The 14880-nt window shown below is 67.7% G+C and carries 10 protein-coding genes; 4 read left to right on the top strand and 6 right to left on the bottom strand.

Going from position 1 to position 14880, the window contains the following annotated elements:
• Positions 1-32 precede the first annotated feature (32 nt).
• On the bottom strand, positions 33-3014 hold the full coding sequence (locus QZZ29_RS07265; protein WP_366479226.1) for a UPF0182 family protein: 2982 nt from the start codon (positions 3012-3014) through the stop codon (positions 33-35).
• Positions 3015-3023: 9 nt separating this feature from the next.
• Entirely contained in the window at positions 3024-4130 is a 1107-nt protein-coding gene (locus QZZ29_RS07260) for a S16 family serine protease (protein WP_291382324.1), read from the bottom strand.
• A gap of 94 nt (positions 4131-4224) precedes the next feature.
• Between QZZ29_RS07260 and QZZ29_RS07255 the strand changes: the two genes are divergently transcribed.
• The 3 genes from QZZ29_RS07255 to QZZ29_RS07245 all read left to right on the top strand — a co-directional run bounded on the left by QZZ29_RS07255 (position 4225) and on the right by QZZ29_RS07245 (position 6940).
• Positions 4225-5601, top strand: coding sequence for a zinc-dependent metalloprotease (locus tag QZZ29_RS07255; RefSeq protein WP_291382323.1), 1377 nt, complete (start codon positions 4225-4227; stop codon positions 5599-5601).
• A 96-nt stretch (positions 5602-5697) separates the two neighbouring features.
• Positions 5698-5856, top strand: coding sequence for a DUF5679 domain-containing protein (locus tag QZZ29_RS07250; RefSeq protein WP_291382322.1), 159 nt, complete (start codon positions 5698-5700; stop codon positions 5854-5856).
• Between the two features lie 139 nt (positions 5857-5995).
• Positions 5996-6940 carry a hypothetical protein gene (locus QZZ29_RS07245; RefSeq protein WP_291382321.1) on the top strand — a complete coding sequence of 315 codons (945 nt, stop codon included), beginning with the start codon at positions 5996-5998 and terminating at the stop codon, positions 6938-6940.
• 22 nt (positions 6941-6962) lie between these two features.
• Here the strand turns inward: QZZ29_RS07245 and QZZ29_RS07240 are convergent, their stop codons facing one another.
• Complete coding sequence (locus QZZ29_RS07240) at positions 6963-8954, bottom strand: ATP-dependent DNA helicase UvrD2 (protein WP_291382320.1); 1992 nt, start codon at positions 8952-8954, stop codon at positions 6963-6965.
• A gap of 90 nt (positions 8955-9044) precedes the next feature.
• A complete protein-coding gene (nudC, locus tag QZZ29_RS07235; protein WP_291382319.1) occupies positions 9045-9965 on the bottom strand; it encodes an NAD(+) diphosphatase in 921 nt (306 codons plus the stop codon).
• Positions 9966-10109: 144 nt separating this feature from the next.
• Between nudC and QZZ29_RS07230 the strand changes: the two genes are divergently transcribed.
• Positions 10110-11054, top strand: coding sequence for a phosphotransferase (locus QZZ29_RS07230; protein WP_291382318.1), 945 nt, complete (start codon positions 10110-10112; stop codon positions 11052-11054).
• On the opposite strand, the gene QZZ29_RS07225 is transcribed toward QZZ29_RS07230, so the two are convergent.
• Together QZZ29_RS07225 and QZZ29_RS07220 are read right to left on the bottom strand one after the other, a co-directional pair.
• Complete coding sequence (locus QZZ29_RS07225; RefSeq protein ID WP_291382317.1) at positions 11033-12604, bottom strand: GGDEF domain-containing protein; 1572 nt, start codon at positions 12602-12604, stop codon at positions 11033-11035. The two genes, QZZ29_RS07230 and QZZ29_RS07225, sit on opposite strands and share 22 nt — an antisense overlap.
• A 130-nt stretch (positions 12605-12734) precedes the next feature.
• Positions 12735-14880, bottom strand: a 2146-nt coding sequence (locus QZZ29_RS07220) for an ATP-dependent DNA helicase (protein WP_291382316.1), incomplete at its 5' end; no start/stop codon positions are given.

Below are 14880 nucleotides of genomic sequence, written 5' to 3'. Positions count from 1 at the left end.
GATCCCCGCGGCCCCTCGCCATGTCAACTGAACTACACGCTGGCCGGTGACGCTGAGGGCGTCGGAGTCGGCGTCGGCGCGGGTGTCGGGGTGGACCCCGCATTCGCGCCGGGATCCGTGGCGGCATCGAGGTCCGCCTCGGCCCTTGCGGCCCGACCCAGCGCCTCGGCGAGCGCATCTTGCGCCTCGCCGTAGGCGGCAAAGTCACCATCCGCGAGCGCGGCCTGACCGTCGGTGAGTGCCTGTTGAGCGTCGGCAAGCGCGGTACGCAAGGCGGCGCGGGCCGCGCTCACGTCCGGGTCGACGGGTTGCGTCGGATCCGTCGGCTGTGCGGGGTCCGTCGGCTGAACCGGGTCCGTGGGATCGACCGTCGAGCCCGAACCGAAGATCTGATCAAGCGCTCCGGACAACGTGTCGGCAAAGCCCACCTGATCGCCGAACGAGACGAACACCTTCTGCAGAAGCGGGAACTGAGTTCCCTGCGAGGACCTCACGTAGACCGGCTGGACATACAGCAGGCCACCGCCCACGGGCAGGGTGAGCAGGTTGCCGTTGATCACGTCCGTCTCGCCCTGCCGCAGCAGGTTCAGCACGTTCTGCGCCTCGGGGTCGGAGCGGAACTGGTTCTGGACCTGGCCGGGCCCCGACACCGTCGCGTCGCGCGGCAATTCCAAGAGCCTGAACTTCCCGTAGTCAGGGTCCTTCACCCCCGCCTTGTGACCCGTTTCCGAGTTGACGGCTACAAAGCCGGTCAGGACCTGTCGGTCGGAGTTTCCACCCGGGATAAACGTCGACGTCAACGAGAATGCCGGAACGTCTTGACCGGGCATCTGCAAGGTCAGGTAATACGGCGGCTGAAGCTGGGTTTCCTCCGTAGGGTCCACCGGGTTGGCCCAGAAATCCTGACCCGAGTAGAAGTCCGCCGCGTCTGCCACGTGATACCGCGTGAGCTGGTAGCGCTGCACCGAGAACAGGTCCTCGGGGTAGCGCATATGGCTCATGAGATCCGAGGTCATCTCGGAGTACGGCACCAATGTTGACGGGAAGACCTTCTGCCACGTCTGCAGGATGGGATCCTCGGGATCCCAGGCGTACAGCGTCACGGAACCGTCATACGCGTCCACCGTCGCCTTGACCGAGTTGCGGATGTAGTTGAGCACGGCGGGATTGAGGGTGTCCGTGTTGGCGAACAGGTCCGCCGACGTCACCGTCGCCGCATAAGGAAAGTCGGGCGTCGAGGTGTAACCGTCGACGACCCACACCACTCGACCATCGACCACGGCGGGGTACGTCGTGGAGTCGAGCTTCAAGTACGGGGCCACACGCGATACGCGCTCAATAGGGTCGCGGTAATAGAGAATCTGCGACTCGTTCGTCACGCGGTCTGAGAAGAGGATCTGCTGCTCGCCGAATTTGAGCGCGTACATCATCTTGGCGAACAGGTTCCCGATGACGGGTCCACCGTCACCCTGATAGGTGTTGTTGACCTGGCCACCAGCGTCGTCGTCCGGGAAGTCGAGCTCCCACGGAGCCGTGCCCTCTGGGGCACCCACGATCGAGTAGGCGGGAACGCTGTCACCGAAGTAGATGCGCGGCTCGTAATCTCCGAGCTCGCCCGTCGATGGAATGCCCGACTGGTAGAACTGCGGGCGACCGTCCGACGTCACCTTGTTGCCGTAGGCGGCCACGACTCCGAAGCCGTGCGTGAAGACCGTGGTGTCATTCACCCACGAACGGTTCTCCGCGCTCAGGCCGTCGAGGTTCAGCTGCCGCACCGCGATGACGGTATCGCGCACCTCGTCGTTGATTCGGTAACGGTCAACGGTGAGGTTCTCGGGGAAGGAGTAGTACTGCTTGTTCTGCTGCAACTGCTGGAACGTAGGCGCCACCACGTTCGGGTCCAGCAGGCGGATCTGTGCAGTGGTGTCCGCATCTGCGCGCAGCGCGTCCGCGTTGGCCTCCGTGCGCGCCTGATATTGATTGACTTCAACGCCATCCAGGCCGTATGCGTGCAGGGTGGCGTCGATATCGCGTTGAATGTATGGCGCCTCGTACTCCTGGGCGTTCGGATCCACCTGGAAGTTCTGGACGATGGCCGGGTAGACGCCGCCGATGACGATGGCCGACAGCGCCATGAGACCTACGCCGGTGGCAGGGATCCGCCAGTCACCTCGCCAGATCACGAGCAGGAACATGACGGCGACGAGCACCGCGATGCCCGCCAGAATTGACCGTGCCGGAAGGATGGCATTCACGTCGGTGTAGCTGGCGCCAGCGAAGCGGTCTCCTTGATTGAGCACCAACGAGAAACGGTCGAGCACGTAGTTCCCGGCAATCGCGAGCATGACGATAAAGCCCAGGATTCCGAGTTGGGTGCGGGCGCCCTTGCTGGCCACGAACACTCGCCCACCACCGGAGATACCGCCGTACAACAGGTGCACAAACGCCGCGAGAACGGTGGACAGGATCGCGATCGCGAGCACAAAGCCGACGACGAGTCGCAGTACAGGCAAGGTGAAGACGTAGAACGAGGCATCCAGGTTGAACTGCGGGTCGGTGTACCCGAACGCCGTGCGGTTCATGAAGGCCAACACCTGATCCCAGCGCGCGGAGACGGCGCCGCCCGCGATGAGCCCCACGACCGCCGGAAGCACCAGGGTGACGACGCGCTCGATCGGGCGAATCTGCTCGCGGTACTGGTCGAGCGGCGTGTTACGCGACGCGGTCAGGGCCGGGCGAGCCGACTTGGCCCACCGCAGAGACCCCCACACGGCGACGCCCGCGACGACCGCTCCGATCGCGAAGAGTGCGATGCGCGCGACCCACTCGGTACGCCACACGGCGAAGTAGCCCACCTGGTCGTACCAGGCGGCCTCGGTCCAGACGTTGGCAAGCGCCACCGTCAGCACGGCGAGCACGGCCATCACGCCGATGGCGAGACCCAGCGGAGACCGGCGTCGGGGGACCGTGACGGGCCTCTTGCGGGGTGCGGGGCGGTCCTCGTCAAAACTCACGGGAAATCCTCATCCTTTGTTGTTGTCGGCGTTGCACCGTGGCAGCACCGAAGTGTCCTTCTTGCCGATTGCCACGATCGCGGCATAGGCGTCGTCCAGCGTGTCTACCGAATAAACGTCGAGACCGTCCGGAACGTGCCCCAACACCTCGTCGCAGTTCTCGACGGGCGCCAGGAAGTAGTCGGCACCCGCGGCTCGTGCGCCCAGCATCTTGAGGGCGATGCCGCCGATGGGGTACACCTGGCCGTCCACGTCGACCACTCCGGTGCCCGCCACGTGAGAGCCGTGGAGTTCGTCATCCGGGGTGAGTTGGTCCATGATCGCCAAGGCAAACATCATGCCGGCGCTCGGGCCGCCCACCTTGTCGATCCCCACCGTCACGTCGATCGGCGGATCAAAGCGAGGATCCACCGTGATGCCCATGCGGGCCGCGCCGTCGTAGTCGATCAGGTCAAACGAGACGGTCACCTCGTCGCCTGCGCGCCTGACCGTCAAGGTGATCGCATCGCCTGCCTGGTGGGAGTCCAGATACTCCGTCAGATCCCTGTAGGAGACGAGGCCCTTGCCGCCAGCGGCCACCAGGACGTCACCCACCTCGAGCTTTCCTTTGGCGTTCGACTCGTCGAGCACTTCCACCACGGAAATCTTCGCGGGGACCTCGTGGCCGAGTGCCTCGAGCGCGGACACCGTGGCGGACTCTTGTGACGTGATCCACTGCTGGGCGCTGCGGTCTTCGGACGCCTTCTGATCTTGCGGGCTGCCGAGCACCGCCTCGACAGGTTGCACCGTTCGCGAGGGAGAGAAAAACGCCTCGATGACGGCGCCCACGGTGAACCGCTGGGTGCTGGCATCGGACACCGACACCGTGGTCAATCGCAACTCGCCGCTCGACGGGTAGGTCGTGGCTCCATCAATCTGAACGAGCGGCACGTCGTTGGATGCGGAGAGGGTGTCGAACGTCGGTCCCGGCCCCTCGATCGCGTATTGCGAGGGAACCACCGTCAGCGCCGCCAGCAGGAGCGATGCCGCCAAACCGGTGGCCGCCATGACGTTGGCACGGCGGGAAGGAGGCTGCTCTGACAGCGACAGGTGCACATCGTCCCTCGGCTCGCTCACACCCCCATCATTGCCCATAGCGAACGGAAGCCCCAATCGGGGCCCCCGTTCGTTACGGTGGTGACTGGTGGGGACGCCGATGCGAGGAGACGAGATGGCGGACGCTGATGAGCAGTGGATGAGGCTGCTCCGAGAGCTCTTTGGCGAGGACGCTGAGGCAGCACTCGATCAAATGCGCCAGATGGGCATGGATCCTGCCGCCTTGGCTCAGGCATCGGGGATGTCCAACGCGCCCGGAATGATGGATCACATGCTGAGCCAGATTCGCGCGCTGATGAGCCAGTCGCAAGGCGAGGACGTCAACTGGACGCTCGCGCACGATGTGGCACGCGGCGTCGCCGCTCAGGGCGGCGACCCCATGGTCAGCGCGGCACAGGCCCGCGAGTACCGCGCCGCGGTGACCGAGGCGGAGTTGTGGCTCGATACGGCGACAGATTTCGATCCCTCCCGCGCTCAGCCCGCCGTGTGGAGCCGCGCCGAGTGGGTCGAGGCGACGTTGCCGAAGTGGAGGTATCTGGCCGGACCCGTCGCGTCAAGCGTATCGCTGGCACTCGGAGGGGTCCTCAGTGACGAATCGGGAATGCTCGATGGGCCGAACGCTCAGGGTCTGATCGGTTCCGTGAGCCCCACCGTGTGCGGCATGCACATGGGCCAAGCGGCAGGCGCCATGGCTCGTGAAGCCTTCGGCGCGACCGACCTCGGGATCCCTCTCCTCGACGAGGCACGTGTGGTGATGGTTCCCCTCGAGGTCGAGAAATTCGCCGAGGGACTCGACATCGACCTGGCCGATGTGCGGCTCTTCCTCGCGCTTCGCGAGGCGGCGCACGTGCGCCTCTTCGCGTCGGCCCCATGGTTGCCGGGGCAGTTGCACGCCGCCATCGAGCGTTATGCGCGCGGAGTCGCCGTCGACCTCGATGCGCTCGACAACGCAGTGCGCAAGGCCGGCATGGGAGACCCGGCGGCCCTTCAGAAGGCCCTCACGACCGGCATCTTCACGCCCACCCCCACGCCCGAGCAGACCCAAACCCTTGAGTCGATCGAGACGTGGCTCGCCCTCATCGAGGGCTGGGTCGACGAGGTGACCACTCGCGCAGCGGCCCCACATCTGCCCGCCTTGGGCCAACTGCGGGAGATGATGCGGCGCAGGCGGGCCGCGGGAGGACCGGCGGAGGACACTTTCTCCGCCCTCTTGGGCCTCAACCTGCGCCCGCGCAGGCTTCGTGACGCCGCTGGCATGTGGTCCATGCTGACCAACCGGATGGGAACCTCCGCGCGGGACGCGCTGTGGCGCCACCCCGATCTGTTGCCTGAGGCGGAGACGCTCGCGGACTGGAGGACGTGGGTCGACGGGGTCACGGGCGAGAATCGAGCCGACGACATCGATCGCGAAATCGAGGCCCTCTTGAGCGGAACGTGGGAAGGGCCGGGAGACGACGAAGAAGGCGATTCCGACACGGCGAGCGGTGCTTAGCGGGTATTGTCGGCTTCCGCGTCTACGCTTGACGCAACGGACCCCCGGTTGGGGACCAGCGGCACACGCCGCACACCGGCAAGAAGGAGAAGGCTCATGGCCGACAAGTACCAGGGCGAGTTTTACTGCGTGAAGTGCAAGGCCAAGCGCACCACCGAGGGTGACGTTGTGGTTTCAGAGAACGGGCGCCGCATGGCCAAGGCCGTGTGCCCCGAGTGCGGCACCAAGTTGAACCGCATCCTCGGCAAGGCGTAACTCGCGCCCACCGACGTCAGGGCCGGGCATCCTGATGGGGTGCCCGGCCTTCGTCGTGCCCGGAGTGCGGTGAAGCCCCCCGCGCCGCTGGACCTGTGGATAGCGCCCACCGACGTGGGCGAGGTGGCACTCTCGCACCATGAGACTGAAACCGGGTGCACGCGTCCTGGTGCGCGGGGATGGCTCCCTGCAGGTGGGCGTGAGGGATCCGCTGATACTGGACGACCTCACCGCGGACGAGCGGCGATTCGTCGAGCGGCTCGGCACCGTGGCCACCGTGTCCCCCGGCGACCGATCGCGGTTCGCCGTAATCCTGGCACGACTGATCGCCTCGGGGCTCGTCGACCAGGACCTCACGCGGGCCAAGGAACCAACCCCTCGTGCCGCCATCAACGACGGTGGACCGATCGGTTGCGGTATCGCCCTGGCTCTCGCGCGAGCAGGCTGGGCCGTCGCGATCGATGACATCGGTCGAGCCGTACAGTCACCGCGCGGCACGTACGATCCCGGCTCGTTGGCGGGTACGCGGCAGGCAGCCGCCGCCGACACGATCCGCCGGGTGCTGCCGGAGGCCGACGTGTGCGCCGGTCGCGCGCGGGTCGACGTGGAGGTCATCGTGTCTCACGGAGCCCCTTTGCTCGCCGCCGCCGTGCCGCTGATGGCTCGCGATACGCCGCACGTTTACGTCACCACCGACGAACGCGGCGCGCAGGTGGGTCCGATGGTCATTCCCGGGCGAGGCGCGTGCGGCACGTGCGTCGGGCTCGGCCGGGCGCTCGCCGATGCGGCGTGGCCGCGGCTGTCACTCCAACTCACCGCGGGACGCACTCTGCCCCACAGCACTCCCGACGTGACGGCACAGGCCGCCGGGCTCGTCGCGGGCGCCCTCGGATGGTGGTGGTCGGCACGAAACGGCCCGGCAGACGCGGCGCACGGCTGGCTGGACACCGTGTGGACAATCGATCACCATGCCCCGCCCAGCACCGCCGCCGCGCCTGCGAGCCCAGAATGCGGATGCGGTGCGGCCGGACCCGTGGGTGACGAACTCGCGGCACGCAGGGCACGCATGCCCGAAACATCGTGACACCTCACGATCCTGGTCGGGGTCAGTGCGTCGCAACGATTCCCAGGATGTCCGCTCCGTAGCGGTCGAGCTTGGACGCGCCCACCCCGTGCACCTGTGCCAACTCGCCAAGCGTCTGCGGACGGTGTCGCGCGATCGCGACGAGTGACGTGTCCACAAGCACGGTGAACGCGGGCTTGGAGGTGCTCTGCGCCAATTCCAGCCGCCATGCTTTGAGGGCCTCAAACAGCTTGGCCTCGTCGCCATTGAGCTCGTGGGCCGCGGTGCGCTGCGGGCGACGCTGCGCCGTCGCTTGGGTGTCCGGCCACCATTTCTCCAGGAAGCGCGTGCGCTTGCGGGTCGAGCGCCCGCCCTCCTTGCGCGAGCGTGCGAAGCTCACGTTCAGATGCTCACGTGCGCGGGTGATGCCCACGTAGAGCAGTCGACGCTCCTCCTCCACCGCCTCATCCGTTTCCGCCATGGAGATGGGCAGCAGACCTTCCGAGAGGCCCACCAGGAACACCGCATCCCACTCCAGCCCCTTGGCCGCGTGGATCGTGGTGAGCGTGACGCCGTCCACCGATGGGGCATGTTGGGCCGACGCGCGGTCCGCCAAGTGCTCCACAAAGTCGCGCATCGAGGCTGGCGCGCCCGTAGCCGCGACCGTGTCCACATCAAAGTTGTCCGCAAGTTCCACGAGCGCCTGAAGAGCGTCCCAACGCTCCCGCACGGCGCCGCGAGCGGCGGGCGGCTCTTCCGACCATCCCGCATCGACGATCGCCTCGCGCACCTGTGCGCCCAGCGGGTCTTCCGACGCGGCGACGGCCGCTCCACGTAGCAGGATGATCGCCTTGCGCACCTCGTCGCGCGAGAAGAAGCGCTGGCCCCCGCGCACGAGGTAGCCGATGCTCCGGCTCGCAAGGGCGTCCTCGATCTCTTCCGATTGGCTGTTGGTGCGGTAGAGCACGGCGATCTCGCGGGCCGCCACGCCGGACGAGACCAGCGCCTCAATGCGGGCCGCCACCGCGGCGGCCTCCGCGACATCGTCCGGATAGGCGTGGAAGCCGACGGCGGGACCCGATGGCCGCTGGGATACGAGTTCCACCCCGGATGAGGCGGCACCACGATGCGCCATGAGCCCGTTCGCCAGGTTCACCACTTGCGGCGTGGACCGGTAGTCGCGCACGAGTCGCACCACCGTCGCGTCTTCATACCGGCGCGTGAAACCGAGCAGATGCTCGGGGGACGCTCCGGCAAACGAGTAGATGGTCTGGGCGGGGTCACCCACCACGCACAGTTCGCGCCTGCCTCCCAGCCACTGATCCAAGACATACTGCTGGAGTGGCGACACGTCCTGGTATTCGTCGACAACAAAGTGGCGGTACTGGCGGCGAATCTGCTCGCCCACCTCGTGGTGGCGGCCGATGATGTCGGCTAACAACAGCAGGATGTCCTCGAAGTCGAGTACGACGGCTTCGGTCTTGGCCTCCTCGTACGCCCGCATCACGTCCGCTACCTGCATGGCGTCGATGCCCGCCGGAGCGGGTCGGCCCTTGGTTCTGATCAGTTGCGCATAGTCGTCGGCGGCCACCAGCGACACCTTCGCCCACTCAATCTCTGAAGCAAGGTCGCGCACCGTGAGCCTGTCGGGACTCAGGCCCACCGAACGGGCCGCTCGACCCACCAACGAAGCCTTCTGGTCGACCAATTGGGGCATCTGCCCGCCCACAACCTGAGGCCAGAAGTAGCTGAGTTGGCGCAGCGCGGCGGCGTGGAACGTCCGGGCCTGGATGCCGTCGGCTCCCAGGGACCGTAGCCGTTGCCGCATCTGACCCGCCGCACGCGCGGTAAAGGTCACAGCCAGCACGGACTGCGGGCTGAAGGCGCCCACGCGCACGCCATACGCCATGCGGTGCGTGATGGCACGGGTCTTGCCCGTGCCCGCTCCCGCGAGGACGCACACGGGGCCGTGGAGGGCGGTGGCCACCTCGCGCTGCTCGGGGTCGAGCGCTTCGAGAATTTCATCGGCAGACATTGACGCCATTGTGTCAGGCGGGGGTGACGTTGACGACGCTATCCCCAGGCGCTCGCGCGCCGCCCACCGGGCGCGCGCACCGCAACGCCACTAGACATCAGCGCGCTCGGCGCGCGGGCCGTCGGCGAGAGGTCCGCCGTACCAGTCCTCCAGCAGCCGCCGCGCAATGGAACCGTGCGGGGCCAAGATGACGGTGCCGTCGGCTACTAACCCGACGATGTCCTCGCGGGAGACGAACATGGCGTCGCTGATCTCGTCCTGATCCAACACAAAGTCGGGAGACTCGACCGTCGCGGTGAATCCCACCATGATCGATGCCGGGAAGGGCCACGGCTGCGACGCCACGTACGTGAGATCGTGCATCAGCAACTGCGCCTCCTCAAACACCTCGCGGTGGGCGGCCTGCTCGAGGCTCTCCCCCGGCTCCACATAGCCGGCCAAATGGGAGAATCTGCGGGGCGACCAGTACGAGGCGTGCGCCAGCAGCAGCCGATCATCGGGGTCCGTGATGGCGACGATGACGGCCGGGTCGGTGCGTGGGTAGTGCTCCTTCTGGTCGCGCTCGCAGAAGCGCACCCAGCCACCCTTGACGGGCACGGTGGGGTCTCCGCACACGGAGCACACCGGATGATTGGCGTGCCACGTGGCGAGCGCGACCGCCGTGGCGGCAAGCTCGCGGTCTCGAGCGCCGTCACGGCCGCGCGCGCTCAGCTGGCCCAGCAGGGCGCGCAGCGGAGTCATAGATTCCCCGCCAATGCCGTCTGTGTCGGTACCAAAGGAGGGGTCTTCCGGCACGATCGCCACCAGGTCGCGGCCCGCGTCGAACCCGAGGTACACGCGCAGGGACGCCGGGGGCTGCTCGGCCGGCGCCAGGAGTGCGAGCTGCCCATCCATCGCCAGCAGAGAGCCGTCGCGAACCACCACGGCGTCGAGCGCGGTCAGGTCGACGGTGTCGCGGCGTTCGGCCGCGCGGTCCACGAGCAAAGGCTCGTCCTGCGCCCACTTAGTCACGCCCTACACGCTACCCGCAGCCACCGTCACGCCATGGCGGGCCGTGTTCGAAATCGCTGGAGACACCGGGCGACACCCCGCCGTCTCGCCTGGCAGGCGGCGTGGAACACGCGCGTGAACCCGTTTTCGCCGTACGGTTACTGCGTGCCCCGTTCACCTCTCGCTCTTGCGGCCCTCGCGTCCGTGGCCGTTCCCGGCCTCGACGTGTACGACGTGCTGCGCAGCCCGCACTCCGATGCCGATTTCGATGTCGTGATCATCAAGGACGCCACCGGCAAGCGATGGGTGGTCCGCGCCCCCAAGCGAGCAGCCGCCGGCGCCGCCCTCGAGGCGGAGATGGGGCTCCTGCAAGCCTTGGCGCGCGCTCACGACGCCGGCCTCATCGAGTTCGACGTGTCGCGGCCCAAGGGCGCCGCCGCGATGTCGGGAGAAGAGGGCGGCCGAGCGGTTGTCTACACGGAGGTTCGCGGCGCGCCACTCGACCTGGCGGCCATCGAGCCGGGCCCTGGCCTGGCGGCATCGGTGGGCCGTGCGATTGCCCAGATTCACGAACTCCCGCCCTCGCTCGTCGAGGACCAGGGCCTGCCGACGTACGACGCCGACGAGTACCGGCTGCGGCGCCTGACAGAACTCGACGCCGGGGTCCAGACCGGCCTGGTCCCGCCTCGCCTGGCGGACCGGTGGGAGCGCCAAATGGAGAACGTCGCGTGGTGGCGGTTCGAGCCGACCGTGACCCATGGGGACTTGGGCGAACACCAGATCTTGGTACGCGAGGGGGCCGTCGCGGGGATCGTCGATTGGATGGACGCGCGCGTCGCCGACCCCGCTGACGACCTCGCATGGCTAGCCGCGGCGGCGCCCGACGACGTCTACGAGTCGATCATGGAGGCGTACGTCATGGCGCGTCGAGAGACGCGCGACGCGCACCTGACCGATCGCGCGCGACTCTCCTCGGAATTGGCGCTGCTGAGGTGGCTGATGTACGGGGTACGCACCGACAACGAGAACGTGGTCGCCGACGGCCGCGGCATGCTGGCCGACCTCGAGGCGTTGCTGTTCGACGACGATCAGTCTGCGCCGTCGACCTGACTCCACGTCCTGTTACGCCCACCATCCTTGGCCCGATAGAGTGCCAGGTCGGCCACCTCGAGAAGTTCGTCTCCGTCGATTTCCTCGCCGACCAGAGTCGCGACCCCAGCGCTGACCGTCACCTGAATCTCGCCACCTCGAACGCCGATCCGGACCTCGGAGCCTGCGGTCCTCATGGCCTCCGTCATGACGAGCGCATCGCGCGCGGAAACCCCTGGCATGAGCGCCAGGAACTCGTCACCCCCATAACGCACCACGGTTCCACCCGGCGCGGCATCACGCAGTGCGGTCGCCACTGCCTCAATCATCCTGTCGCCCGCCACATGACCGTGGGAGTCGTTGACATCCTTGAATCCGTCGATGTCAAGCACCGCGACGCTGAGCTCACAGCCCTTGCCGATGCAGGACTTCACGAGCTCTGGCAGGGCCTTGGAGAGAAAACGACGGTTGTAGAGGCCGGTGGCACTGTCGCGCATCACTTGGTCCCCCAACTCGGCGCGGAGTTCCTCGCTGACGGTGACCTCGTGAGACAGTGCATCCCGCATGCGCTCCAGGTCGCGCTGTTGCATCGCCGATTCGGTGACGTCCCTGACGGTGACACAGCGACCCACGATCTTGCCCCTGCCGTCAACCAGTGGCGCCGCCTGCGTATTCAGCACGCGGGGACGTGACGCATCAAGGACGTCGACATCGCCTTCACGCTCCATCACGTGAGCCGTGCGGGGGCACACTTCCTCCAGAACGGCCCCGTTCATGTCGTTTGCGCCGTCAAGGTCCCACGCCAAGGCCCGGGCGGCCGCGTTGGCGTCCACCACCCGCCCATAGTTGTCGATGACGAACACGGCGCCCGCAAGATTCTCGAACACGTCGCCCCTCGCCAGCGGGACCTTGTCGATGAGCCCGTCCCGCACCACTGCCGAGCCGATCAGCGCCACCGGGATCACCAAGAATGCGGGCGCCAGGCCGGGGCCGCTCGGCCCCCACACCTGTGCGGAGATCACGTAGCCCGCCGCGGGCAGGGTCCAGGAAATGAAGACGGCATACCGCGTCCCGGCCGGAGTGCGAGGAAGACGCCGAGATCGGTCGAACAGCCCCCCCAGAAGTTTGCCCGACAGGGTGAGCAGCACCGCCGAATGAATCCAGAAGCCCACAGTGTAGGTAAGTTTGCCGTCCGCGTCCGTGTCGACGAGCAAAGGGTGTAGCGAGGGGATCGTGGCGATGAACACCATGACCCAGGGATGCGCGGTGAGGTTCACCACGTCGAGCGGTCGCGGCGACCACGCTGGGTCCTCCAGCACCTTCACGAGACTGCGGACTCCCGCCACCAGCACCGCCCCCCACGCCAAGACCCGCACGGGATATTCGCTGTCGGCGGTGAAGGGGTAGTACACCGACACCAGAGAGATCGCCGACCACATGACGGTGGCAACCAGCACGGTGGCCACAGCAAGACCCGCCAGCGTGAAGCGGTTCCCGCGCAAGACATACAGGCCGATGCCGAAGGCCACCGCGATCGACACCAGATATGCGGACGTCAACAGAAACGTCACCACAGAGTCTCCTCACGTCCGGCCCACGGCTTTGTCAGTTGCTGTGGTGATCGGCCAAAACGGCCCGTGAGTGAAGATCTTGCCTCACCCACAGGCAACACGGCGAACGGCCACGCGATCACGGGCGGCGTCAGCCTCCAGCCAGGAGCGTCTCAATCTCCTCCCGTGCCAACAATCGCTCCGGGCGCACCGTCGCGTCGCTCGCCACGTAATAGAACGCCGCGTCAATCAATTCGATCGGCACCCCGGTGCGCGCTGACCAGGCCAGCCGGTACATCGCAAGTTGCACCTCCCGGGCGGCCTTCTCGGCCTCGTCACGCGGCGGCAGGCCCGACTTCCAGTCCACCACCGTGACGCGGTCGAGCCCCGCGCCCGGACCGAACACCGCGTCGATCCGCGAGCGCACCGTGACGCTGCCCACCGGCAGCTCGACGTCCGCCTCCACGTGAGTGGGTGTGCGGGCCGCCCACTCCGAGGCCAGGAAAGTGGCCTTGAGGGCATCCAACTCGGCCGCCGCATCGTCGTCCGCATCCTCGTCTTCCCACAGCGGGACGTGCCCGTAACGCGCCTCGATCCACGCGTGCAGGGCCGATCCCCGTTGGGCGGCTCGCGTGGGTTCCACGGGTACTGGTCGGCGCAACTGCACGGCAAAGGCCGCCCGGTCTCTGCGCATCGCCACCAGCGCCGACGTCGACACGTGCGAGGGCAGCTCGATCTGGTCCGTCCCGTGCGAGCGGTCCGCGCGCTCCGCGAGCATGGCCGAGATCTCAGGGGCGAGCGGCAGGTCCGACTCCCGAGCCGCGGCGAACTCATCGGTCCCCGGCGCTGCCGGGGGGTCGCCCGCTATGCCCGCCAAGGCGTCGGCCACCGCTGCCGCGAGTTCACGCCGCGCGGCCTGCGCGGGCGTCGCGGCACGCGGCCACAGCCCCGGCGGACGTGCGATTTCGGGGGGAGCATCGTCCTCGGGGAGGTCCTCCCACTGACCCGCCACCACGGCGCCCTGATGCAACAACTCCATCACGTACGGCGAGGGATCTCGGGGACGCTTACCCCCGGAGTACCAGGACCCGCTCAGCAGGACGTGCGAGCGTGCGCGTGTCAGCGCGACGTAGAACAGGCGGCGTTCCTCGTCGAGTCGGTAGCCGCCAGCCTCGCGCTTGAAGTCGGCAATGGAGGCGGCGAGTTCCGTGTGATCGCGCACGCCGTGGAAGTGCCATTGGGGCAGTTGGTCGCGGTCGAGCCGCAGCTCGTACGGGACGTTGCCCACGCCATCGAGCCAACCGCTGTCCGTGTAGTCGGGGTTGCTCGCGGACGGCACACCGACGGATGGAAAGTGGCCGTCGTTGAGGCCGGGCACCGCCACGACATCCCACTCCAGGCCCTTAGCGCCGTGCCCGGTCAGAATCTGCACGGCCGCCGCATCCGGTTCGCGCACCGGCGCGTCCAACCCGTTCTCTTCGGCTCGCGCCGCGTCGAGCCACGCGAGGAACGCACCCAAGGTCGCGCGTTCGGCTCCGGTCTGGAACGTCCTGGCGGAGTCGATGAAGGCGTCCACGGAACGCCGAGACCGAGTCGCCTGGCGCGCAACTGCCGACTCGATGTCCAGGCCCCACGCGCGTTCCCCGAAGGCCACCAGTTCGGGCAGCGGCAAGTACGTGTGCCTGCGAATCGCGTCGACCACGCTCGCCAGCGCACCCAAGCGCTCCCGGGCCACGGGCGTGAACGACCGTCCTCGCGGCGAAACCCAGTCCGCGCGCGGCAACGCGCCCAGCGCGTCGACGATGCTCGCGGTGCCCTCGCGTTCGGAGCGTGGCCCGGCGAGTTGTTCGGCCCGGTCGTGCAATGCCGCGAGGTCCCGCGGGCCGAGCGCGAGCCGTTCGCCCACGATCAGGCGCATCAGCGAGTCGCCGCGCGACGGATCGTGGGCCACCTGGAGCAAGGCGAGCAGGTCCGCGACGTCGGGCACATCGAGCAGCCCTCCCAGGCCCACGACCTCGTAGTCCAGCCCCGCGGCCACACATGCGTCGGTGATCGCGTCGTACTGGGCGCGGCGGCGGCACAGCACCGCGGCCGTGACCGGCGTCGCCTCGGAGTGTCCCAATTCGGCACGCCTCGCCCCAATGAAGTCCACCACCGCGCGCGCCTCGTCATCCGCGGTGAGGAGCCGGGTGGCGATGACGCCCGGAGCGGCGCGGCGCGGCTCCGACCGGCCCGTCTCTTCGCCGCGTGAGCGCAGTGGCACTCCGGTGACGGGCGTCGCGGCCAACGGCGCGACG

The sequence above is a fragment of the Demequina sp. genome (assembly GCF_016278765.1).
Taxonomy (GTDB): domain Bacteria; phylum Actinomycetota; class Actinomycetes; order Actinomycetales; family Demequinaceae; genus Demequina.
Note: the sequence above shows the minus strand (reverse complement) of the source record. Positions and strands in the feature narration are given on the sequence as shown.

Bases quoted from the DNA above. Each gene is read 5' to 3' on its own strand.
- QZZ29_RS07255 (WP_291382323.1), top strand. From the start codon at position 4,225: ATGGCGGACGCTGATGAGCAGTGGATGAGGCTGCTCCGAGAGCTCTTT.
- QZZ29_RS07250 (WP_291382322.1), top strand. From the start codon at position 5,698: ATGGCCGACAAGTACCAGGGCGAGTTTTACTGCGTGAAGTGCAAGGCC.
- QZZ29_RS07245 (WP_291382321.1), top strand. From the start codon at position 5,996: ATGAGACTGAAACCGGGTGCACGCGTCCTGGTGCGCGGGGATGGCTCC.
- QZZ29_RS07240 (WP_291382320.1), bottom strand. From the start codon at position 8,954: ATGTCTGCCGATGAAATTCTCGAAGCGCTCGACCCCGAGCAGCGCGAG.